A 21,830-nucleotide genomic window follows, 5' to 3' on the forward strand; every position below is an offset into this window, starting at 1 on the left:
CGGAGGCCAGTAAGTGCAGTGCTGCGGACCTGATTTCAGCGAACCTGCACAAGTGGTTCGTACGGGAGGCACATGACCCCGGACAGCCGTTCGCACTCCCCCGCGACGCGGTCAGCTTGGTGCGGGAATGTCCAATTGGCCGTACGCACACGCACTTCGAGCTCCGTCACATGGGGCGCGGCAAGTGAAGAGATCGCCACGAATTCGTGGACGGGACTGCACGCCGAAGAAACAACGTGCCCGGATCTGCGCCGAACCAGCGCACGAGCGAGTGGCCCGGCAGCGCCGGCGCGTGCTTTGATCGGCCCAGACGCGGAAGTTGAACGAATGGTTCCCGTTGTCGGGCATCAGACGACCGCTCGTACGGCCGGACGGCTTTATCCCCGAGCCGGCCGATGCTATTGAGAGAACATCCAGAGCAAGCGAAGGGAAGCTCAAGTCATGGACTTCACGCCCCAGGTTGAGACCCGCGAGATTTCCGACAACGACCTGGACAACGTTTCCGGTGGCGTTCTCGGTGCGGTCGTCGGCACCGCCGTCAGCACCGCTGACTCCGTCGCCCCGGTTTCCGAGACCGTCGCCACCGTCAACGGCACCGTCTCCGGCGTCACCGGCATCGACACCTCCCAGGTCACGGGTCTCGCCGGCCTCTGAGGCGACACCTCTCACCGAGCAGCGGAGCAGGCCGTGCTGAGCAGTGCGAAGCTCCGCACGCCCGGTGCATCCGAATACCGGTGGGGTGAACGTGAGCCCCGGAACCATTTCGTTCCGGGGCTCACGGATGCGTCCGGAATCGTCCGCGCCGAAGCAATACCGGTGTTTCCCCGGTCCTTTGTGAGGCGCTGCTGTCAGTCGCTGCCAATTCTTCTGTCAGCCACTGCCGTTGTCCGGGCCCGTCGTTTCACCTGCTCCGGTCACCGGTATCCGCCATTCGTCCCGGCGTCGGCATGGCGTCGCGCCCGAAGGAAGCGTCGTGCCCGAAAGCAACGAACGCAGTTGAGGGAATAGCCCCGTGCAGTTCCGGCAGAAGGCGTTTTCCAAGCTGCAGTCCCCCGAGGAACTCGACCTGCCCGTGCGCTTCGCGCGGCCGCAGGGGTGGCTGGTGCTGCTCGTGACCGTGCTCGTCATGGCCGGTGCGGGCTACTGGGCCCTCACGGGCAAGGTGTCGGGGAAGCTGCACGCACCCGGCATCCTCACCCACGCCCAGGGCAGTTACGTCCTGCAGAGCCCGGTCTCGGGCCAGGTCACCGAAGTCCTCGCCGAGGAGGGCACGATGCTGCGGGCCGGTACGCCCGTGCTGAAGGTCCGCACGGCGCGCGGCTTCCGCGCCGTGCGCACAGTCGCCGCCGGCAGGGTGACGACACTGACGGCGAAGATCGGCACCGTGGTCACGACCGGCAAGGACGTCGCCACAGTCGAGCGGATCCAGTCCACCGACGAACCCCTCGTGGCCATGGTCTACGTGCCGGGCGGCAACGGCGCGTCCGTACGCGTCGGAGCAGAGGTCGACCTGACGGTGCAGTCCGCACCCACCGACAAGTACGGGGTGCTGCGCGGCAAGGTGAAAGCCGTCGGCAGGGCCCCGCAGACGCGGCAGCAGCTCTCCGGGTTCCTCGGCAACGCGCAGCTCGCCGAGGAGTTCTCCAAGGAGGGCCAACCAGTGGCGGTGATGGTTCAGTTGGAGCGCACGGCCGACACCGAGTCGGGTTACCGATGGTCCTCCGAGGAGGGCCCGCCGTACGGGCTGGACTCCATGACCATGGCTGACGGAGCGATACACCAGCCCTCCCAGCGTCCCGTCGACTGGCTGCTCCCGTGACCGCCCAGCAGGAACCGACGACGGCCGGGCAGCCCGGGCTCCCGCCACCGGGCCGGGGCAAGCACCGCCCCAGCGCCAGGGGCGGCGGCAGGCGCCGTACGGGCACGGCTGCGCAAGCCGGTCCCGCCCCCGTGCCGAAGCCCGAGTACAAGGCCATCCGCAGCCCCACCGTGCTCCAGATGGAGGCCGTGGAGTGCGGCGCCGCCGCGCTGGCCATGGTGCTCGGCCACTTCGGCCGTCACGTCCCTCTCGAAGAACTGCGCATCGCCTGCGGTGTCTCCCGCGACGGTTCGCGGGCCAGCAACCTGCTGAAGGCGGCCCGCAGTTACGGCCTGCAGGCCAAGGGCATGCAGATGGAGCCCGCCGCGCTCGCAGCGGTCGCCGCACCGGCAGTGCTGTTCTGGGAGTTCAACCATTACGTCGTCTACGACGGCATGGGCAGACGCTTCGGCCGGCGCGGCGTGTTCATCAACGACCCCGACAAGGGGCGCCGGTTCGTGGCTCTGGAGGAGTTCGACACCAGCTTCACTGGCGTCGTACTCACCTTCGAGCCCGGTGAGGACTTCCGTCCCGGCGGCAGGCGGCCCGGATTCCTGAGCGCCATGCCGGCCCGGCTGCGGGGCACGACGGGCACGATGCTCGCCGCGTTGCTGGCGTCCCTCCTGCTCGTGGCCGTCGGGGCGGCGGTGCCCGCACTGAGCCGCACGTACATCGACATGTTCCTGATAGGGAACGAGACTTCGCTGCTGAGCGTGCTGTTCGCCTCGATGGGCGCGATGGTGCTGCTGACCGCCGTGCTGACGGGCCTCCAGCAGGCGAACCTGCTGCGCGGACGCATCATCTCCTCCACGCTCAGCAGTGCCCGCTTCTTCCGCCATCTGCTCAGACTGCCGGTCACGTTCTTCGCGCAGCGCAGCCCCGCGGACCTCGTACAGCGTCTGCAGTCCAACGACACCGTCGCGGAGACCCTGGCCCGGGACCTGGCCGCCGCAGGCGTGGACGCCGTGGTCGTGGTGCTCTACGCGGTGCTGCTGTGGACGTACGATCCCCAGCTCACCATGATCGGCGTGCTGATCGCCCTGCTGAACGTCGTGGCGATGCGTGTGGTGATCCGGCTGCGCGCGACAGGCACGCAGAAGCTGCGCGCCGACACCGCCCGGCTGACCAACACCTCGTACACCGGCCTCCAGTTGATCGAGACGATGAAGGCCACCGGCGGCGAGAACGGCTACTTCCGCCGCTGGGCCGGACAGCACGCCACCACGCTGGAGGAGCAGCAGAAGCTGGGCGTGCCGAGCGCGGCCCTGGCCGTCGTCGCACCCACGCTCGCGACGCTCAACAGCGCGATGATCCTGCTGATCGGCGGCATGCGGGCGGTGGAGGGCCACATCTCGATCGGCCTGCTCGTGGCGTTCCAGGCGCTGGTGACGCGCTTCACCGCCCCCATCACCCGCCTCAACGGCGTCGCGGGACGCATCCAGGACTTCGCCGCCGACGTGGCGAGGCTGAAGGACGTGGAGAACTTCCCGGTGGACTCGCTCTATTCGCGGCGGGCTCCGGCGGCGAGCACCCGCCGTCTCAAGGGCCATGTGTCGCTGGAGAACATCACCTTCGGCTACAGCCCCCTCGACAAGCCGCTGCTGACGGAGTTCTCACTGTCGGTCGGGCCGGGCCGCCAGGTCGCGCTCGTCGGTGGTTCGGGCAGCGGCAAATCGACTGTCTCGCGGCTCATTTCGGGCCTCTACAGCCCGTGGGAAGGCATCATCCGCATCGACGGGCAGCCGCTGGAGGACATCTCGCGCAGCGCCCTGGCCGCTTCCGTCTCCTTCGTGGACCAGGACGTCTTCCTCTTCGAGGGCACCGTCCGCGACAACGTCGCGCTGTGGGACCCGTCGATCCCCGACGAGGCGGTCACCGCCGCCCTTCAGGACGCCGCCGTCCTCGACGACTTCGCACGCCGGCCCGGCGGCATCCACAGCCGCGTCGAGCAGGACGGCCGGAACCTCTCCGGAGGACAGCGCCAACGTCTGGAGATCGCACGGGCGTTGGTGCGCAGGCCCAGCATCCTCGTCCTCGACGAGGTGACCAGCGCGCTCGACGCCCAGACGGAACAGGTCATCATCGACAACCTCCGGCGCCGCGGCTGCGCCTGCGTCGTCATCGCACACAGGCTGAGCACCGTCCGGGACAGCGACGAGATCGTCGTACTCGACCACGGAACGGTCGTCGAACGCGGGCGGCACGAGGAGCTGGTGGCAGCCGGGGGTCAGTACGCCGAGCTGGTCAAGGAGCACTGAGGTGGCATCCGCGTACGGCTCCGGGGAGCACGGCACCACCGGCCACGGCACCACCGGCTACGGCTCCGGTTCGTACGACAGCGGGACGTACGACACCGGGACGCACCGCGACGGCACGTACGGCAACGGCACACGCGAGGCGGGGACCCACGTCGACGAGCCGTACGCGGACGGCTCCCTCGACGGTGCCGCCCCCGGGACCACCGCACCCGTCGCACCCGTCGCACCCGTTGTCGCCGCCGGACCGGCCGCAGCCCCCGACCCCGCAGCCCCCGACCCCGCAGCCCCCGACCCCGCGGCGTCCGACCCCGGGGCGTCCGACCCCGTGACCGACGCCTTCGGCGCGCTCGGCGAGCAGATCGACAGCGCCGGCAGACGCAGCATGCCCCTCGAAGGCCCGCACGTGCTCTGGCTCGTGACGGCCGGAGCGATGGACCTGTTCGCCGTCGACGCGGCCGCACAGGGGCACTGGCACTTCCTCGGCCGGCTGGAGGCGGGCACCCTCCTGCTCGGCCCCGTCGAAGGCCCGGAGCACACCCTCGTCGGCAGGCCGCTGCGCGAATGCGTCCTGCGCCGCATCGAGTTGAGAGAACTGTTCACACCCGAGCACGGCGCGTACGGCGAGGGCGCCGCCCACCCCGCGCAGACAGCCGCATGGAACACCTGGGAGGCAGCGTCCCCCACGCCCCTCGACACCGCCTTCGCTCTGGGCATCGGCCGCAGCCTCCGCGTGCTCCACGAGGCTCCCCTGGACGGCGAGGTGACGCCGGACACGGGCCACCCGGGCGTCGCTCAGGGCGCGGACGACGACGAGATCCAGTGGATGCAGGTGGGCCCGCGAAGCGTGCAGTACGGCGCCGTCTTCAGCCCGGAGGCCGCGTCCCAGCTGCTGGTCGACGGGGCCACCTGGCAGCGCATGGTGGACCAGCAGTTCCGGCTGCTGTCCGCCCTCGACCGCTGGATCGAGCGGCTGGAGCGCGCCCACGAGGACCGTACGGCCGCGGGCATCGAGGCCGGCGAGGCCGTACGCGCCCAGGCCGACCAGGCGTTGCTGGCCTCCATCAACACGACCGGGAAGGGCGCGTCCGAGGCGTCCCGCGCCACGGACGACGCTACTCTCGCGGTCTCCCGGCTCGCCGCCGAAGCGGCCGGGATCACGCTCACCGCGCCCGAGGAGAGCAGCTCGCTGGGCGACCGCACGAACCCCGTCGAGCGCATCGCGCTCAGCTCCCGCGTCCGCACCCGCGTCGTCAAGCTGGACGGCCGCTGGTGGCGGCAGAACGCCGGGCCCCTGGTGGGCCACCGCGCCGGGAGCGGCGCGCCGGTGGCGCTGCTGTGGCGCCGCGGCCGGTACGAGGCCGTGGACGCCGCCGGCAGACGCACCAGGATCGGCAAGTCCTCGGCGGACCAATTCGAGCCGCGTGCGGTGATGTTCTACCGGCCGCTGCCCGAAGAGCCCCTCAGTGCCTGGCAGTTGCTCCGCTTCACGCTGCGCGGCACCCGCATGGACGTACGGAACCTGGCTCTGGGCGGCCTGGTCGCCGTCGGGCTGGGCGCGCTGGTGCCCATCGCGACGGGTCAGGTCCTCGGTGAGTTCGTGCCCAACGCGGAGACGTCCCTCATCACCCAGGTCTCGCTGGCGATCGTGCTCAGCAGCCTCGTCTCCGCGGCGTTCATGCTGCTGCAGAACATCTCGATCCTGCGCATGGAGGGCCGCGTCGAAGCCGCCCTGCAGCCCGCCGTGTGGGACCGGCTGCTGCGGCTGCCGACGAAGTTCTTCGCCGAACGCTCCACCGGCGAACTGGCCAGTGCGGCCATGGGCATCAGCACCATGCGGCGCATCATGTCCGGTGTCGGGCCGATCGCCGTGCAGGCATGCACGGTCGGCGTGATGAACCTCGTGCTGCTGCTCTTCTACAGCGTCCCGCTGACGCTGATGGCGGTGGCCCTGCTGATCGTCATCGCGGGCGCGTTCATCGGCATGGGCGTCTGGCAGCTGCGGTGGCAGAGCCGGCTCGTCGACCTCAACAACAAGCTCAACAACAAGGCGTTCCAGACGCTGCGCGGTCTGCCGAAGCTGCGGGTCGCGGCAGCGGAGAGCTTCGCGTACGCCGCCTGGGCGCGGGAGTTCGCACGCAGCAGGGAGCTCCAGCAGCGCGTCGGCCGGATCAAGAACTGGACGACGGTGCTCAACTCCGTCTACCTGCCGCTGTGTTCGCTCATCATGTTCATGCTGCTGGCGGGCCCGGCACGCGGCAGTCTCTCCGCCGCCGGCTTCCTCACCTTCAACACCGCCGTGACGATGCTGCTGACGTCGGTGACGCAGCTGACCAACTCGCTGATCTCCGCCGCCTCCGCGCTGCCGATGTTCGAGAAGGTCAAACCGGTGCTGCACGAACCCACCGAGGTGCGCGGCGGGAGCGCCCAGCCCGGCCCGCTCTCCGGTGCCGTCGAGGCCAGGCAGCTCTCGTTCCGCTACAGCGACGACGGACCGCTGACGCTGGACGGCATCTCCTTCCGCGTGGAGCCCGGCGAGTTCGTCGCGGTCGTCGGCGCCAGCGGCTGCGGCAAGTCGACGCTGCTGCGGCTCCTCATCGGCTTCGACAAGCCCGTCTCCGGCAGCGTCCTCTACGACGGGCAGGACCTCTCCGCCCTCGACCAGTCGGCCGTCCGGCGCCAGTGCGGTGTCGTACTGCAGAACGCGCAGCCGTTCGTCGGCTCGATCCTCGACTCCATCTGCGGAGCGGAGATCTACTCCCACGAGGAGGCGTGGGAGGCCGCCGAAATGGCCGGGCTGGCCGAGGACATCAAGCGCATGCCGATGGGCATGCACACCGTCCTCTCCGACGGTGGAGCCGCCATCTCCGGCGGGCAGCGGCAGCGTCTGATGATCGCCCAGGCACTCATCCGGCGGCCGCGCATCCTCTACTTCGACGAGGCGACCAGCGCGCTCGACAACGAGACGCAGCGCATCGTCAGCGAGAGCACCCGCAAGCTGCGCGCCACGCGCATCGTCATCGCGCACCGGCTGTCGACCGTCATGGACGCCGACAGGGTGCTCGTCATGTCGCGGGGTCGCGTCGTGCAGCACGGCACGCCTGCTGAGCTTCTGGCCGACACCGCAGGGCAGTTCCACGAGCTGGTCCGGCGCCAGATCCACTGACCCGGCCCGCCCGCCGGCGGACGTACGGACCGATTCCGGAACGCCGGGAGGCCCCTCCACGGCGGACCCGGGCGCCCTCCCCGCCCACGTGCTCCGGTGCCCCGCAGTGTCCCCCGGGTCGAACAGCGGGACCGTGCGGGGCAGGGTGTGACCGGCGCGTGATCGAACGCGGACTCTCGTCGCGGTGAAGCGACCGCCCGGACGGTGTCCCGCCGTCGCCGGCCGCTGTTGCCCGAACATGGGAAACACGTCATTCATCCTCGTCCGCAGCGCACAGCGCGACGAACTCACAGGTCCCGCGACGCAGTTCGCCGAGCTGACGGGCGCCTACTGGCTGGAGCCGATCTACGCCCGGCTCGCGAGCGAATGGAGCCGCCAGGGCAGGACGGTCCCCGGCTCGCATTCGGGGCGGCTGCGGCTGCTGACCGACGGGGCCGAGCCGACAGCACCGGCCGACCCCCCGGAGGCGGCACGGCCCGGAGACGCACCGGGGAGCGACTCGTCCCAGCAACCCGTGGCCATGGGGCTGACGCTCGATCCGACCCCGCCGGCCGGGGTCACCGTGCTGCCGGGGCGGGCAGCACGGACCGGCAGCGCCGACGGTGCGGACAGGAGTGGTGAGGCCGGACGGACCGGCCCGCGGACCGACGCCGGCGAGCCCGCCTGAACCGCCGCGTGGACCGCCGCGTGGACCGGTGCACGAATCACCGCACGAGCCGCCGGTGAGCGGGCCCTCCGTCTGCGGTGAGAGGTAGCTCGTTCGAGTCAATGTGCCCTTCGGTGCGCGACGCGTCCCCCCTGTACGGCGTTGGCGGGCCAAAAGACTGCCGTCACAGGCCCCGCTCGCACCTCGTCCGTGCCCGTCCCGCCCGTTACCGCGTCCAGGGAGTCTCCGATGCACATCCGCCGCTTCGCCGTCACCGCAACCGCTGTCGCCGCCGCCCTGACCTTCACCCCGCAGGCGCTCGCCCAGAACGGCCGGACCGCAGAACACCGCCCCGCCGACCATCTCGTCGTCACCGTCTCCGACTCCGGCCGTGCCTCCACCGACGGCACCTTCGACCTCTACTGCCACCCCACAGCGGGCGACCACCCCCGCGCCGAAGCGGCGTGCGACGGACTGGACGAGCTGACGACCTGGGGCAAGGACCCCTTCGCCCCCGTCGGCAGCGGCACGCGCTGCACCATGCAGTACGGCGGCCCCGTCAGCGCCCACATCCGCGGCTGGTGGGCGGGGAAGCGTGTGAACGCCCACTTCAACCGCGAGAACGGCTGCGAGATGAAGCGCTGGGACACGCTCGTACCGCTGCTGCCCCGCACGAACATCCAGGCGCAGCAGATGTGAACGGCCGCGTGAACACGGGAGTCGGGCACTTCGCCGCCTGACGCCCCTCCCCGCCGCCCCTCCCCGCCTCTCGCTGCCCCACCTTTCGCTGCCCCTCCCCCGGAGCCGGGCGTGCCGGCCTGTCGCCGCACGCCCGGCTTCTCCCTGTGCGGGCACGAACGCCCGGGCCCCGGTCCGATGTCCGACCCGGTCCACGGGCCTACGTCCAAAGACGGCGGCTCGCCAGGGAATTCAACGCCGCGCGGCCTCGGTTGGCGTGCAATAGGACAAGGCGCCGCGCCCGGCCCGGGCAGCGGCCCCCGCCCGCACTCCCCGAGGAGACAACATGGCCGTACAGCTCAACCACACCATCGTCGCCGCCACCGACAAGAAGGCCTCCGCGGACTTCATCGCCTCGCTGCTGGGGCTCGAAGTGCAGCCGCAGTACGGGCCGTTCCTGCCCGTCGTCACGGCGAACGGCGTCGCTCTCGACTACATGGACGCCGGCGACGAGCCCATCACGCCGCAGCACTACGCCTTCCTGGTCTCCGAGGACGAGTTCGACGCGATCTTCGGCCGCATCAGGGAGGCGGGACTCGCCTACTACGCGGACCCGGCGCGCCGGCGCGTCAACGAGATCAACCACAACGACGGCGGCCGCGGGGTCTACTGGGCCGACCCCGACGGGCACTTCATGGAGATCATCACCCGTCCGTACGGCAGCGGCAGCTGAGAGAGGTCACTCCGGGGAGACCTCCCGGCCCCTTCCCCTTCCCGCGCCCGTCTCGGCTTCCGCGCCCGTTCCGGCTTCCGCGCCGCCCGTCTCGGCTTCCGCGCCGGTTCCCGCGCCGCCTCCGGGCCCCGCTCCGGCCTCCGTCCCCGCCGTGGTGCCGCCTTCGTCGCCCTCCCCGCCGGCGCGCGGCCCGTGCGGCAGGCTGTCGGGGCACGTCGTGCCCCGCGGCAGCCGGTAGGGCGCCGCCAGGCGGTACGTGCCGGGGCGGGGCGCCTCCAGCAGGGTCCAGGTGTCCATGACGGGTTCCTCGTCGCCGGGCGCCGGGGCCCCGCCGACGGTCGGAGGGGCCTTGCGCAGACAGCCGTAGCGGTTCGGTCCGCCATCCTCCGGGGCGTCGATGCGGGTGCCCGAAGCGTCGACCAGGCCGAGCCACGGCGACCAGGGAATCCGCACGAGCACGGCGCCGCGCTCCCGGACCCGCACCTCGACCTCGCCCGCTCCGGCGTGCTCCACGCTCGCCGGGTGCTCGGCGAGCGGCAGCGCGTCGGCGACGCGGAACAGCCGCCAGTTCTCGTCGCTCCAGACCTCCCGCAGGTAGGGCTGCCCGGCGCGGACGATCTCGGCCTCCTCTATGGCGGCACCGTCCGGCGGCGAAGAGGTGGGCAGCACCACGTAGTGCACCGCCCAGCGGCGCAGCCACTCGTGGTAACTGTCCGGCGTGAGGCCGCCGTTCTCGTAGAAGAGCGGATTGCGGTCGGTGTCCGCCTGCCTGTTCCAGCCGCGGGCCAGATTGACGTGCGGGGCGAGGGCGGACGCCTCGCGGTGACTGCGTACGGGAACGACCTCGACCCGGCCGCGCTCGGCGCCCACGCTCTTCAGCTGCCGTACCAGCGGGGTGAGTTCGCGGCTCCACGCGTCGTCGGGAGTGGTCGCGAAAACGTCGTACGCCGGCTTGGCGAGCTGCCAGCACACGGCCACGACCAGCGTGACCGCCATCGCCACGCCCCGCCGCGAACGCCAGTCGGAGACCACCAGCGGCGCCGCGGCCAGCAGCACCACCACGCCGAAGAGCAGGCTGAGGCGTTCGACGTTCGAGCCGACCTGTGACGGGATCAGCCAGGTCAGCACGACTCCGACCGAGTACACCAGCGCGCCGAGCCGCACCGTGCGCCACGTCCGCGGTACGAGCAGCAGCACCGGCACCGCGCCCAGCAGCGGGAAGAGAGCCGACCACCACGGAATCGGCTGCAAGCCCTCGAACGGGAAGAAGACCGCGGAGACGGCGACCACGAGAGGCGGTGTCACCGCGATCGCGTACGCGGCCTGCCTGCGGCGGTCCAGGAACAGCGCCGCGGCGACCACTTCGAGGAAGAGTCCGGCGACCGGACTGCCCGTCGTCGCCAGCGCGGCCAGCAGCGCCGCCGCGGCCCCCCTCGCGTACCGCCCCCTGCCCGAGCTCCGCCACCAGCGCCGCGGCCACGCCCACACGACGGCCACCGCGCCCAGGGCGAACAGGATGCCGAGGCCGAAGGTGACGCGCCCTGAGGCCGCGTTGCAGGTGAAGGAGAAGGCACCCCACAGGGCGGGCACGAGCGGCCTGTCGAGGACGCGCCGCAGGATCAGCGCCAGCAGCCCGGAGGAGAGGATCCCCGCCAGCATCAGTGTGCTGCGGACTCCGATCGCCGCCATCAGATACGGCGAGAGCACGCTGTACGAGAAGGGGTGCAGCCCCCCGTACCAGGCCAGGTTGTACGCCGAGTCAGGATGCCGCTGTACGAACTCGGCCCAGGCGTCCTGCGCGGCGAGGTCGCCGCCGCCGCTGGCCAGGAGCCACAGCCATATCAGGTGCAGGGCGGTGGCGAGGAGCACGGGCGAGAGCACCGGATGACGGAGCAGTCCGGCTGCGGCACTCGTGAGGCGGCGGTGCAGGGGGCGGTGCAGTGGGCGGTGGCCCGGCTGCGGGGGCGCTCCGGTACGGGAGCCGCGGCCGCCGTCGATCCCGTGGCCGTCGGCCGCGGTGCCCGGACGCCCGCCGGCCGGACGCCCGCCGCCCACCGCCTCGGGCCCTGTCCTGGGCCGGGGTACGGAGCCGGTACCGGCGGCAGTACGCGAGGCGGCACCGCCCCTGGGCACGGTCACGTCCCCAGGGGGTGTCTCACCCTCGCCATCCGGCATCTGCGACTCCCGCACAGCGGTCACTGCGCTCTCCCCCGTACTGCTCGGCCCCGGTCCGCGACGGCGGACCGGGTACTCACCGCGTCCGGGCTCCTGCCACCCGGTTCACAGGATCCTGGTCAACTTCGCTCCGAAGCCAGGCTCCGACATGTCCTCCTTCAGCGCCAGCGGCACCCGCACCTGGCCCGGCCCGTCGCCCACGGTCAGCGTGCCCGCCCTGTCGCCCCGGCTTCCCTCGTGCGGCAGCGGCTTCCCGCCGTCCGTCATCGCGAGCTTCACCTTCAGCCCCGACCAGCCGACGGCCGTGACGTCCCTCGTCGCCACGACCGGTGTCCTGCCGCCGAGTTGGTCGTCCACATAGCCGACGACCTCGCCCTTGCGCACCACCTTCTGGGCGCGCAGCGCGTCCTGGGCGGTGTCGATGAGCTTCTTGCTCTCGGCGAGCACGGTGTCGAGTATCGACGGCCTGTACTGCCCGAGAACGGCACCGACGATCAGCTGCTTCGTACCGCCGATCTCCTTCTCCGCCGCGAAGAGGAGGTTGCCGCCCGCCTTCGTGGTGGTTCCCGTCTTGATGCCGACCACGCCGTCGAGCGGCACGAGCTTGTTCCAGTTGCCGTGCTGCTCCCGGTTGGCGTCCGTGTAGCCGGGAAGCCGCACGGTCTCGCGGAACAGGTCGATACCCATCGCCTTCTTGGCCAGCTTGACCTGGTCCTCGGCGGTGCTCACGGTCGAGGAGGTCAGACCGCTGGGGTCGGTGTAGTGGGTGTTCTTCATCCCCAGGTCCTCGGCGGCCGCGTTCATCTTCTTCGCGAACGCCTTCTCCGAACCGGCGTCCCAACGGGCCAGCAGCCGCGCCACGTTGTTCGCGGATGCGATCATGAGCGCCTCGACGGCCTCCCGCTCCGAGATCTTGTCGCCCTCCTCGACCTCGACGGTCGACTCGTTCTGCGCGCTGAGCCCCGCCTCCTCCTCGGCCTTCTTGTCGACGGGGATGGACGCGCCGTCCGAACCCTTCTTGACCGGGTGGTCACGGAGGATGACGTACGCCGTCATCACCTTGGCGACACTCGCGATCGGCACCGCCTTCTGCTTGCCGGACGAGCCGAACGAACCGAGCCCCTGCACGTCGAGCGTGGCCTGCCCCTCGGAAGGCCACGGCACGGACGGCTTCGGTCCCTGGAAGCTGTGGGTCGGCGAGGCGGTGAGCGACAACTGCGCTTCAGGCAGAGGGCGTACGGCCTGCGCGACGGCGAAGAGGACGACCAGCAGCAGCACCAGCGGCGTCCAGATCTTGACCCGGCGCGCCGCGGTGCGCAGGGGAGTCTCCGGCGGCGGCGGGGTGTTGGTGAGCTGCGCGAGCAGATCCAGCGGTGCCTGGTCCGGCCGCACCTCCTGCCGCGTCCGCTCGGCTTCGCTCAGTCCCGGTGCGGTCGCCTCGGCCGGGAGCTCACCCGACGCGGGGGCGGGCGCGGGGCGGCCCAGCGGCTTCGGCGGGGCGGCGGGGTCGTCGGGCTTCCGGGCGGGCCGCGGCGGTGCGTCGGCGGACCTGAGAGGGACGAACTGGCTCGTTCGCTCCGAGTCCGACTCGTCCTGCGAGCCCCTGTCCGGGCCGGTGTCCGGGCCGGTCTTCGGGCCGGTGTCCGAGCCGGTCTTCGGGCCGGTGTCCGAGCCGGTCTTCGGGCCGGTCTCCGGGCCGGTCTCCGGCTCGGTGCCGGTCTTCTGCCCGGTACCCGGCTCCGCCTTCGCGTCCGGACCGGTCTTCGGCTCGGGACCGGTCTTCGGCTCCTCCTTCTGCACCGGGAGTCGACCCGTGACGGCGAGCCGCGGATCGACGGGCCTCACCAGCTGCGTAGTCGCATCCACCTCGCGGGGCTCGGGCAGCGGCTCCGTCTTCGCGTCGGGCTGCTCCGAGTCGGGCTCCGGGTCGGTCTTCGCGTCGGGCCGGTCCGCGGGCGGAGCCCCGTCCGGCTCGCCGGGCTCGACGGTGCGGAAGACAGCCGTCGGCTGGTCCACGTGCGAGGGCTTCTCCGCGGAACCGCCTGCCGCGGGCGTACGGAAGACCGCTGTCGGCTCGTCCACGCGGGATGCGGCCGGCTCCGCCTCCGCGGGTTCGCCGGACGGTTTCCCGGCCGGACCGGCCGGCTCCCCGGAGTCTTCACTGCCGCGAACGCCGGGTACGTGACCGGCCGACACCTCACCGGTGGGTACGTCACTGTCCGCCGTCTCGGCGTCCGGCACCTCGGCGTCCGGCACCTCGGCGTCCGGCACCTCGACGTCGGAGGTCTCGGCGTCGGTCTCCGTGCCGCCGGACGTGTCGGTCTCGTCGCCACCGGGAGCCTCGCCCTCGGAGTGCGCCGCGTCGCTGGAGGTACCGGCCACGGGGCCGGACTTGTCCGCTTCGCCCGCGTCCGGGGCATCCTTCTCTTCGCTGGATCTGCCGGGACCGAAGAAGGCGGAGGTCATGCGCTCCGCCCGCCTGGCCGCCGCCTCGCTGTCCTCCGCGTCCGCCGAACGCCCGGAGTCCGCCTCCACGGTCCTGAACATCGCCGTCGGCTGGTCGACCTCGTCCTCGGCCCGGGCGGCGCCCGTGGAGGCGCTCACAGCGCCCTCCCCGGCGTCGGCGGAGTCCGCAGCGGCCCGCCCCTCGGCGGATTGGCTTGTTTTCTTCTCCCCAGCGGGCGAGTTGTCGCGCTCATCGCCCGCCGCTCCGTCCGGCTCGTCACCCGTACCGGCGACCCACGCCGCTACGGCTGCTTTCAGCCGTTCGTCGCTGCGCCCGTGACCTCCGCCCCGACCTGCCCCTTCGCCGGAACCCTCAGCCGCGCCGTTCCCGTCGCCGGACGTGCCGGCTTCCGCTCCGCTCCCGGAGCCGGCGGCCTCCTCCACGGAGGTCCCGGAGGCCGTCGCGGCGGCTTGCGGAGCCTTCTCGTCCGCCTCTGCGGGCGGGGTGGCGGCCGCGGCTTCCTCCACGGCGGACGCGGACTCGCCGGCGACGGGCGCGGCGTCCGACGGCTCCGCCGCGGCCTCGTCGGCCTGTGCCGGTGCCGCGTCCTGAGCACCCTTCCCACGTGCGGCTTCCGCGCTCTTCGCCGGCTTCGAACTCTTGGGCGCAGCCGCGGACTTCGCGCTCTTCGCGGACTTGGAGCCCTTCGCCGGCTTCGCCTTCTTCTGCGGCTTGGGCTTCGCGGACTTCGCAGTCTTCGACGGCGCGGCCCCGGCCTGTGCCTGACTCCCGCTCCTGGGGGGCGTCTTGGTGCCGGACTTCTTCCCGCGCGAGGACGCAACCGGGCGCCCCTCGTCCGTCGTCTCCCCCGACGACTTCCCGCGCTCCACCTTGTCGGGGGACTCGCCCGCCACCGATGCCTCCTGATGCTGAGTGCTCGCCGCTCGCCGTACCAGTTAACAGTGTCCTGCGCGCCCCGCCGCCACATTCCGCTGGGGCAGTCCGACAGGGGCTTGGATCGGTCTTTCCACCGTGCAGACGAGAACGACATACCTACTGGTTCCCGTACATAACACCCACGCACTCTCGACAGACCATTGTGAGAGGAGTCACCCTGTCTGACATCCACGCGGGGAGGCATGGATGGGCAGGAGCCGCAGAACTATTCCGGAGGAGCTTCTGCTGCTGGCCTTGGACCCGGCCACGGGCACCACGGCACAGCCGCAGTCGCTTGACCTCGGCCTGGCCGGGGCCCAGCTCGTCGAGCTGGCTCTCGCAGGACGTATAGCCCCGGACGGGGACCGCATCGCCGTGGTGCTGCCACGGCCGACCGGAGATCCGACACTGGACTCCGCGCTCGAGTTGCTGCGCAGGCGCGGCAGCCCGGTGCGTGCTGTCCATTGGATCGGTGGACCCCGATTGGGGCTCCGCCAAACCTATCTCACACACCTGGAGCGCTGCGGCATGGTGCATGCCGTATCAAGCCAGATGTGCGGGGTGTTGCCGACGACGCGCTACCAGGCGACGGAGACGGCGATCAGCAGGGAGATCAGAGCCCGGCTGGACGCGGCGATCCGTACCGGCGTGCCGCCGGACCCCCGGACAGCGGCGCTCGCCGCGCTGGCCCACGCGGTCGGCCTCGGGAAGCACCTCTATCCCGGCAACGAGGGGCGCTCCAGCCGCTCCCGGCTGCGGGACCTCATCAGGCACGACCCGATGGGCGGTCTCGTGGCGCACGCCGTGATGGACGTGCAGAACGGCGCAGGGGCGCAGCCCCGGCGTGCGGCGGGCAACAGCGCTCCGACGGGTCAGCCGGCACCTCCGGGTGCGGGCGGACGGCCGGCAGCAGCACGCGCAGGCGTACCTTCCGGTACTCCGTCGCGGCAGCTGGCGGATCAGGCACGCCACACGGTGGGCGGGATGGTCCGGGCGGGCTGAGTCAGGGCGCGGAAGCGCACAGCCGCTGCACAACAGCACAACCAGGCGCCACGAAGCACATCAGCGCGTGCGGGGTGGTGGCCCGGCCGTAGAGACATCGCGGCCGGGCCACCACCCCGTGCGCATGTGCGGAAACAACCCGCCGGGGCCGAAGTCCGGGACCGGACCGACGAGTTCGGGCGGGAGGCCGGGGCCGCGGCTGCCGCCCCGGCGGGGAAACCGGCCACCCGGGATGCTCAACTGTGTTGCGGGTACCGGTCCGTGGCCGTAAACGTCCCGCGTGCGTGCTCGGCCCGGCACCCTCTGTTGCCATTCTCCAGCGAGATCGCTCACGGTAGTGGCAACCTGCTTGACAAGTAGTCGTACTTTACGCGGAGGTGCAGTACCCGTGGCGTCCAACGTCAATCCCACCGTCCGACGCCGCCGACTGGGCCAGGAGTTGCGTCGCCTCCGCGAGGTCAAGGGCCTGACGGCCGAGGAGGTCGCCGAGCGGCTGCTGGTCTCCCAGTCCAAGATCAGCCGCCTCGAGAACGGCCGGCGCAGCATCAGCCAGCGCGACGTGCGCGACCTGTGCGGGGTCTACGAGGTGGAGGACAACCGCATAGTCGAATCGCTCATGCAGATGGCCAAGGAGTCCCGGCAGCAGGGCTGGTGGCACGCTTTCGGGGACATCCCCTACAGCGTGTACATCGGCCTGGAGACGGACGCCGCGTCCCTGCGGGTGTACGAACCGCAGGTCGTGCCGGGCCTGTTGCAGACCCAGGCATACGCGCAGGCCGTCTGCGAGGGGGCATCGCCCGAGGCGACGCCCGCGGAGATCGAGAAGCGCGTGCAGGTGCGGATGCGGCGCCAGGACCGCATCAACGACGTACGTCACCCGCTGCGGCTGTGGGCGGTGCTGGACGAATCGGCCCTGCGCCGCGCCGTCGGCGGGGCCCAGACGATGGTGGAGCAGCTGGAGCGGCTGAACGAGGTCTCCCAACTGCCCCATGTCACCGTGCAGGTGATGCCGTTCTCGATGGGCGCGCACCCGGGAGTCAACGGGCAGTACGCGATCCTCGAGTTCCCGGAGGCCTCGGACTCCTCGGTCGTGTACCTGGAAGGGGTCACCAGTGACCTCTACCTGGAGAAGGCGCACGATGTGCAGAGTTACAGCGTCATGTACGAGCATTTGCGAGCCGAGGCCCTCAACCCGGACCAGACGCGCGAGTTCATCGAGAATGTGGCAAAGGACTATGCCCGGGCCTGAGCGCGGGGAGCGTACACGTCTGCGATAGGGGTGTGAAGGCCTGCTTGGAATATGCCATCCGGTCGAGTGAACGGTTCCTTCGCTTCGGGAAATCGAGGCGTACGGTCGGTGTCACGAGTCGAACAACCGGAGCAGACATGGCAATTCAGCAGGGAAACACCCCTCGATGGATCAAATCGAGCTACTCGGCCAACGGTGCGTGCATCGAGGTCAAGTCGCCCACACCGAGCGCGGTGGCGGTGCGTGACTCGAAGGCCCCCGAGGGTCCGGCGTTGAGCTTCCCCCCGGGACCGTGGGCCGGCTTCGTCGCCCAGGTGCGCGGCGATTCGGGCCGTCTCAGCTGAACCGTTGCCGCGCGAGTCGTGCGTGCGGGCTCCCCGCGGAGTCCGGGTTCACACGCACCGGGCCCGGTCGGCACACCGAGCCTGATCCCGCGAGGAGGCGCCCGGAACGCCCACTCGCAAGCGCCGTCGGCTCATCGACGCCCTGACAGCGGCGTCACCTGGAGCAGAGCCCTCTCGACCGGTCCGCCGTCCCTGCCGAGAGGGCTCTTCCACGTCCTGCTGCCGCCTTCGCGGAGCGCTCGTGCGGACGCCGCAGCGCCGAGGAGCCGCAAGCCGCAAGCCGCAAGCCGCAAGCCGCAGAGGACTGTCACACACGTGGATAGCGTTCGAGCCATGCCGGGGATGCCTGCCCCGGGGCGTGCAGCGCCGGGCCCTGCGTCATCTCCATGGCGAAGTCGTCGGCGAGTTCCAGCACCGTCGCACGCCCCTCCAACTCCGCGACCCAGCCCGGCGGCAGGGCCGTCTCGCCGTGGATGGTGCCGAGCAGGTTGCCGCACACGGAGCCCGTCGAGTCGCTGTCTCCTCCGTGGTTGACGGCGAGGAGCAGGCCGTGGCGCAGGTCTTCGGCGACGAGCGCGCAGTAGACGCCGATCGAGAGCGCCTCCTCGGCGGTCCACCCCTCCCCCAGCGACTCCACACGTTCCGCCGACGGCATGCCCTGCCGTACGGCGCCGACTGCCCGCTTCAGCGCCTGCGTGGTCTCGTCGTGGCCCGGCCGGGCGGCGAGCTGGACCAGGGCCTTCTGCACCGCGTTGTCGAGGCTGTCGCCCCGCGCCGTCGCATGGACGATCGCGGCGAACGCACCCGCCGCCAGATAGCCGGTGGGGTGCCCGTGCGTCTGTACCGCGCACTCCACGGCCAGCTGGAAGACGAGCTGCGGTTCCCAGCCCACCAGCAGCCCGAAGGGCGCGGAGCGCATGACCGTGCCGCAGCCCTTCGAATCCGGGTTCTTCGGCGCGTCGAGGGTGCCCATGCGTTCGTCGGCCAGCCCCGTGAGGCAGGCGTTCCCGGGTGCGCGCCGCGCGTAGAGCCACTCCTCCCGCGCGAGCCAGCCGTCCTCCTTCTTCCGCAGGTCCGGGCCCCAGTCCCGCTGGGTGGCGGCCCATCTGCGGTAGGCGGCGTGCACGTCGGTCGGCGGGTGCCAGGCGCCCGTGTCACGGCGTACGTGCGCCCGGATCAGGCCGTCGACGGTGAAGAGCGTCATCTGGGTGTCGTCCGTGATGGCGCCCCGCCGGCCGTAGGCGGGGACGTAGTCCGTCACGCCCGCCGCACCGTGCTTCTGCCGGATGTCGCTCAGGGAGTCGAATTCGACGCCCGCGCCCAGCGCGTCCCCGATCGCCCCGCCCAGCAGACAGCCGCGCACCCGGCTGCGGAAGCTCTGCTGCTCGGTGCGGCCCCATACGGCATCACCGCCTGAAGCGGCCACGTCTCTCTCCCCTGTGTGACGGCTGTCCGGTGCAGGCAGGGGAAGGAGCGCCCCACCGCGTCTGCACTCTAGGCCCTGTCCGACACATCTCGCCTTGCTCGTGACGACTGGCACGCACATCCTCCCCGGCTTCGCGGGAGGTGCCCCCAGCGTTGCCGCACCGACCGAGCAGCCCGACTACGAAGGCGATCCTCCGACTTGCTGCACGCACCATCCGCCGCGAGCACCGCCTGCGGCGGACGGCGCCATTCGTCGGACAGGCCCTGGAACGCCGGTTCAGGTTTCCAGCACCGGTAGCAGCTCCGGCAGGTGTCCGTCCGAGTCCATCGCGGTCCGCAGACGCTCTTCGGGGACCTCTCCGTACAGCGTCGTACGGGCGCGGGCCGGGCGTCCTGCCGATTCCGCGATGGCGACCAGGTCCCTGATCGAGCGGTGCGAACCGTAGGACGACCCGGCCATCCGCGAGATCGTCTCCTCCATCAGCGTGCCGCCGAGGTCGTTCGCACCGGAGCGCAGCATCTCCGCCGCGCCCTCCGCGCCGAGCTTGACCCAGCTGGTCTGGATGTTGGTGATGTACGGGTGCAGCAGCAGCCGCGCCATCGCGGTGACGGCCCGGTTGTCGCGGGTGGTGGGGCCGGGGCGGGCGATGCCGGCCAGGTAGACGGGGGCGTTGGTGTGGATGAAGGGGAGGGTGACGAACTCGGTGAATCCCTCCACGCCCTTCTCCAGCGCCGACCGCTGGATGTCCGCGAGCTTCCGCAGGTGTCCCAGCCAGTGGCGGGGCTGGTCCACATGCCCGTACATCATCGTGGAGGACGAGCGGATGCCCGCTTCGTGGGCGGTCTCGACGACTTCGACCCAGGTGGCGGCCGGCAGTTTCCCCTTGGTGAGGATCCAGCGGACCTCGTCGTCGAGGATCTCCGCGGCGGTGCCGGGGATCGAGCCGAGTCCGGCGTCCCGGGCCTCGGTGAGCCAGTCCCGGATGGAGAGGCCGGTACGGCTGGCGCCGTTGACCACCTCCATCGGGGAGAAGGCGTGCACGTGCATGCCGGGTACGCGTTCCCGCACGGCGCGGGCGATGTCGAAGTAGGCGCTGCCCGGCAGGTCCGGGTGGATGCCGCCCTGCATGCACACCTCGACGGCGCCCACGTCCCATGCCTGCTGCGCGCGGTCGGCGACCTGGTCGAGGGAGAGCGTGTAGGCGTCGGCGTCGGTGCGGCGCTGCGCGAAGGCGCAGAACCGGCAGCCCGTGTAACAGACGTTGGTGAAGTTGATGTTGCGCGTGACGATGTACGTCACTTCCTCCCCCACGACGTCACGCCGCAGCTGGTCGGCGATGCCGCACAGCGCGTCCAGCGCGGGGCCGTCCGCGTGCAGCAGCGCGAGCGCCTCGTCGTCGGTGAGGCGGGTGGGGTCGTCGGCGGCGCGTGAGAGGGCCCCGCGGACGTCGGTGTCGATCCGCTGCGGTGCCATTCCGGGCTGCGCCGCCTCACGCAGGCTCTCCCAGTCGCCGTACACCTCGTCGAAGTCTTCGCGGCGGTCGGAGGTCCGTCCGTCGGTGTCGATGGTGCGGTGCAGGTCCGTACGTCCGGACGGGGCGAGGAACCCTTCGTCGGGCTCCTGCCAGGGGCGGCCCACCACTGGGGCGTCCTCCTGGGCGAGTCCCGTCTCCGCCTCGGCCAGGGCCTCGACGTGGGGCAGCAGCCGGGGGTCGAGCCAGGGTTCCCCTCGCTTGATGAACTCCGGGTAGACGGGCAGGCGTTCACGCAGCGTGTACCCGGACGCGGCGGTGCGCCGGGCCAGTTCGTCGATCTGCGGCCAGGGACGCTCGGGGTTGACGTGGTCCTTGGTGAGCGGGGAGACGCCGCCCCAGTCGTCGATGCCGGCGTCGATGAGCAGCGCGTACTCCCCGTCGACCAGGTTCGGCGGCGCCTGGATGCGGACCGAGGGGCCCATGATGTGCCGGGCGACGGCGATGGCGGCGGCCAGCTCCTCCAGTTCGGCGTCCGGCATTCCGCGCATCGCTGTGTCGGGCTTGGCGCGGAAGTTCTGCATGATGAGTTCCTGGATTCCCTGGTACGCCCGCTGGATACGGCGCAGCGCGAAGAGGGACTCGGCGCGCTCCTCGTACGTCTCACCGATGCCGATCAACAGCCCAGTGGTGAAGGGCACGTTGGACCGTCCCGCGTCCTCCAGCACACGCAGCCGCACGGCGGGTTCCTTGTCGGGGGACCCGTGGTGCGGGCCGCCGGGTTCGCTCCACAGCCGCTCCGCGGTGGTCTCCAGCATCATGCCCATGGACGGCGAGACCGGCTTCAGCCGCTGGAAGTCGGACCACGACAGCACACCCGGGTTGAGGTGCGGCAGCAGGCCCGTCTCCTCCAGTACGCGGACGGCCATGGCCCGCACGTAGGAGAGGGTGTCCTCGTAGCCGTGCGACTCCAGCCACTCGCGCGCCTCGGGCCAGCGGTCCTCCGGCTTGTCGCCGAGCGTGAACAGGGCTTCCTTGCAGCCTGATCCGGCACCGCGGCGCGCGATGTCCAGCACCTCGTCGGGCGAGAGGAACATCCCGTGGCCGTCGCGGCGCAGCTTGCCGGGGACGGTGACGAAAGTGCAGTAGTGGCACTTGTCCCGGCACAGTCGCGTGAGCGGGATGAAGACGCCGCGCGAGTACGTGATCACTCCGGGACGTCCGGCGGCCTCCAGTCCGGCGTCGCGCACCCGGGCGGCCGACTTGGCGAGTTCCGAGAGGTCCTGCCCCCGCGCCTGCAACAGCACGGCCGCTTCCGCGGCGTCGAGCGTCACCCCGTCGCGGGCGCGGCGGAGGGCACGCCGCATGGCGTTGGCGGTGGGGGCTGCCTGCGCGCTCGAAGTCATGGACCGAGCATACGAGCGGGTCCGATCGCGGCTCCTGAC

At 71.3% G+C, this 21,830-nt stretch carries 14 protein-coding genes; 10 read left to right on the forward strand and 4 right to left on the reverse strand.

The annotated features are described in order from the left end of the window. The first annotated feature begins 441 nt into the window (after window positions 1-441). The 7 genes from ACFPA8_RS09740 (at window position 442) to ACFPA8_RS09770 (ending at window position 9,336) form a co-directional block, all read left to right on the forward strand. Window positions 442-654, forward strand: a complete 213-nt coding sequence (locus tag ACFPA8_RS09740; RefSeq protein WP_386445411.1) for a type A2 lantipeptide — start codon at window positions 442-444, stop codon at window positions 652-654. Between the two features lie 358 nt (window positions 655-1,012). Then, complete coding sequence (locus tag ACFPA8_RS09745) at window positions 1,013-1,819, forward strand: HlyD family efflux transporter periplasmic adaptor subunit (RefSeq protein ID WP_386445414.1); 807 nt, start codon at window positions 1,013-1,015, stop codon at window positions 1,817-1,819. Beyond that, window positions 1,816-4,116 carry an NHLP family bacteriocin export ABC transporter peptidase/permease/ATPase subunit gene (locus ACFPA8_RS09750; protein WP_386445417.1) on the forward strand — a complete coding sequence of 767 codons (2,301 nt, stop codon included), beginning with the start codon at window positions 1,816-1,818 and terminating at the stop codon, window positions 4,114-4,116. The genes ACFPA8_RS09745 and ACFPA8_RS09750 overlap by 4 nt, the downstream gene beginning before the upstream one ends. Window positions 4,117-4,441: 325 nt before the next feature. Continuing rightward, window positions 4,442-7,279, forward strand: a complete 2,838-nt coding sequence (locus ACFPA8_RS09755; protein WP_386446281.1) for an NHLP bacteriocin export ABC transporter permease/ATPase subunit — start codon at window positions 4,442-4,444, stop codon at window positions 7,277-7,279. A gap of 238 nt (window positions 7,280-7,517) precedes the next feature. Next, complete coding sequence (locus tag ACFPA8_RS09760) at window positions 7,518-7,946, forward strand: hypothetical protein (protein WP_386445419.1); 429 nt, start codon at window positions 7,518-7,520, stop codon at window positions 7,944-7,946. A gap of 228 nt (window positions 7,947-8,174) precedes the next feature. Further along, entirely contained in the window at window positions 8,175-8,624 is a 450-nt protein-coding gene (locus tag ACFPA8_RS09765) for an SSI family serine proteinase inhibitor (RefSeq protein WP_386445422.1), read from the forward strand. A gap of 325 nt (window positions 8,625-8,949) precedes the next feature. Continuing rightward, window positions 8,950-9,336: a VOC family protein gene (locus ACFPA8_RS09770; RefSeq protein ID WP_386445425.1), complete on the forward strand. Its 387-nt coding sequence runs from the start codon at window positions 8,950-8,952 to the stop codon at window positions 9,334-9,336. Window positions 9,337-9,342: 6 nt separating this feature from the next. Here the strand turns inward: ACFPA8_RS09770 and ACFPA8_RS09775 are convergent, their stop codons facing one another. Both ACFPA8_RS09775 and ACFPA8_RS09780 read right to left on the reverse strand, forming a co-directional pair. After that, the gene (locus ACFPA8_RS09775; protein ID WP_386445428.1) at window positions 9,343-11,535 is read right to left on the reverse strand and encodes an MFS transporter; all 2,193 of its coding nucleotides are present in this window, start codon (window positions 11,533-11,535) and stop codon (window positions 9,343-9,345) included. An 81-nt stretch (window positions 11,536-11,616) separates the two neighbouring features. Continuing rightward, window positions 11,617-14,871 (reverse strand): D-alanyl-D-alanine carboxypeptidase, encoded by a 3,255-nt coding sequence (locus ACFPA8_RS09780; protein ID WP_386445431.1) that lies wholly within the window; start codon window positions 14,869-14,871, stop codon window positions 11,617-11,619. 229 nt (window positions 14,872-15,100) lie between these two features. On the opposite strand from ACFPA8_RS09780, the gene ACFPA8_RS09785 reads away from it, so the two are divergent. The 3 genes from ACFPA8_RS09785 (at window position 15,101) to ACFPA8_RS09795 (ending at window position 17,488) form a co-directional block, all read left to right on the forward strand. Continuing rightward, entirely contained in the window at window positions 15,101-15,895 is a 795-nt protein-coding gene (locus ACFPA8_RS09785) for a GOLPH3/VPS74 family protein (protein ID WP_386445434.1), read from the forward strand. Between the two features lie 388 nt (window positions 15,896-16,283). After that, window positions 16,284-17,144: a helix-turn-helix domain-containing protein gene (locus ACFPA8_RS09790; protein ID WP_386445437.1), complete on the forward strand. Its 861-nt coding sequence runs from the start codon at window positions 16,284-16,286 to the stop codon at window positions 17,142-17,144. A gap of 137 nt (window positions 17,145-17,281) precedes the next feature. After that, on the forward strand, window positions 17,282-17,488 hold the full coding sequence (locus tag ACFPA8_RS09795; RefSeq protein WP_386445440.1) for a DUF397 domain-containing protein: 207 nt from the start codon (window positions 17,282-17,284) through the stop codon (window positions 17,486-17,488). A gap of 307 nt (window positions 17,489-17,795) precedes the next feature. On the opposite strand, the gene ACFPA8_RS09800 is transcribed toward ACFPA8_RS09795, so the two are convergent. Together ACFPA8_RS09800 and ACFPA8_RS09805 are read right to left on the reverse strand one after the other, a co-directional pair. After that, window positions 17,796-18,914, reverse strand: a complete 1,119-nt coding sequence (locus ACFPA8_RS09800; RefSeq protein ID WP_386445442.1) for an ADP-ribosylglycohydrolase family protein — start codon at window positions 18,912-18,914, stop codon at window positions 17,796-17,798. Between the two features lie 276 nt (window positions 18,915-19,190). Next, window positions 19,191-21,791, reverse strand: a complete 2,601-nt coding sequence (locus ACFPA8_RS09805) for a bifunctional FO biosynthesis protein CofGH (protein ID WP_386445443.1) — start codon at window positions 21,789-21,791, stop codon at window positions 19,191-19,193. Window positions 21,792-21,830: the final 39 nt, after the last annotated feature.

The organism is Streptomyces ovatisporus (genome assembly GCF_042653885.1).
Classification (GTDB): Bacteria; Actinomycetota; Actinomycetes; order Streptomycetales; family Streptomycetaceae; genus Streptomyces; species Streptomyces ovatisporus.

What these genes read in the sequence shown, in the direction of transcription:
- ACFPA8_RS09740 (WP_386445411.1), top strand. Translation starts at nt 442, where the DNA reads ATGGACTTCACGCCCCAGGTTGAGACCCGCGAGATTTCCGACAACGAC.
- ACFPA8_RS09760 (WP_386445419.1), top strand. Translation starts at nt 7,518, where the DNA reads ATGGGAAACACGTCATTCATCCTCGTCCGCAGCGCACAGCGCGACGAA.
- ACFPA8_RS09765 (WP_386445422.1), top strand. Translation starts at nt 8,175, where the DNA reads ATGCACATCCGCCGCTTCGCCGTCACCGCAACCGCTGTCGCCGCCGCC.
- ACFPA8_RS09770 (WP_386445425.1), top strand. Translation starts at nt 8,950, where the DNA reads ATGGCCGTACAGCTCAACCACACCATCGTCGCCGCCACCGACAAGAAG.
- ACFPA8_RS09785 (WP_386445434.1), top strand. Translation starts at nt 15,101, where the DNA reads ATGGGCAGGAGCCGCAGAACTATTCCGGAGGAGCTTCTGCTGCTGGCC.
- ACFPA8_RS09795 (WP_386445440.1), top strand. Translation starts at nt 17,282, where the DNA reads ATGGCAATTCAGCAGGGAAACACCCCTCGATGGATCAAATCGAGCTAC.
- ACFPA8_RS09805 (WP_386445443.1), bottom strand. Translation starts at nt 21,791, where the DNA reads ATGACTTCGAGCGCGCAGGCAGCCCCCACCGCCAACGCCATGCGGCGT.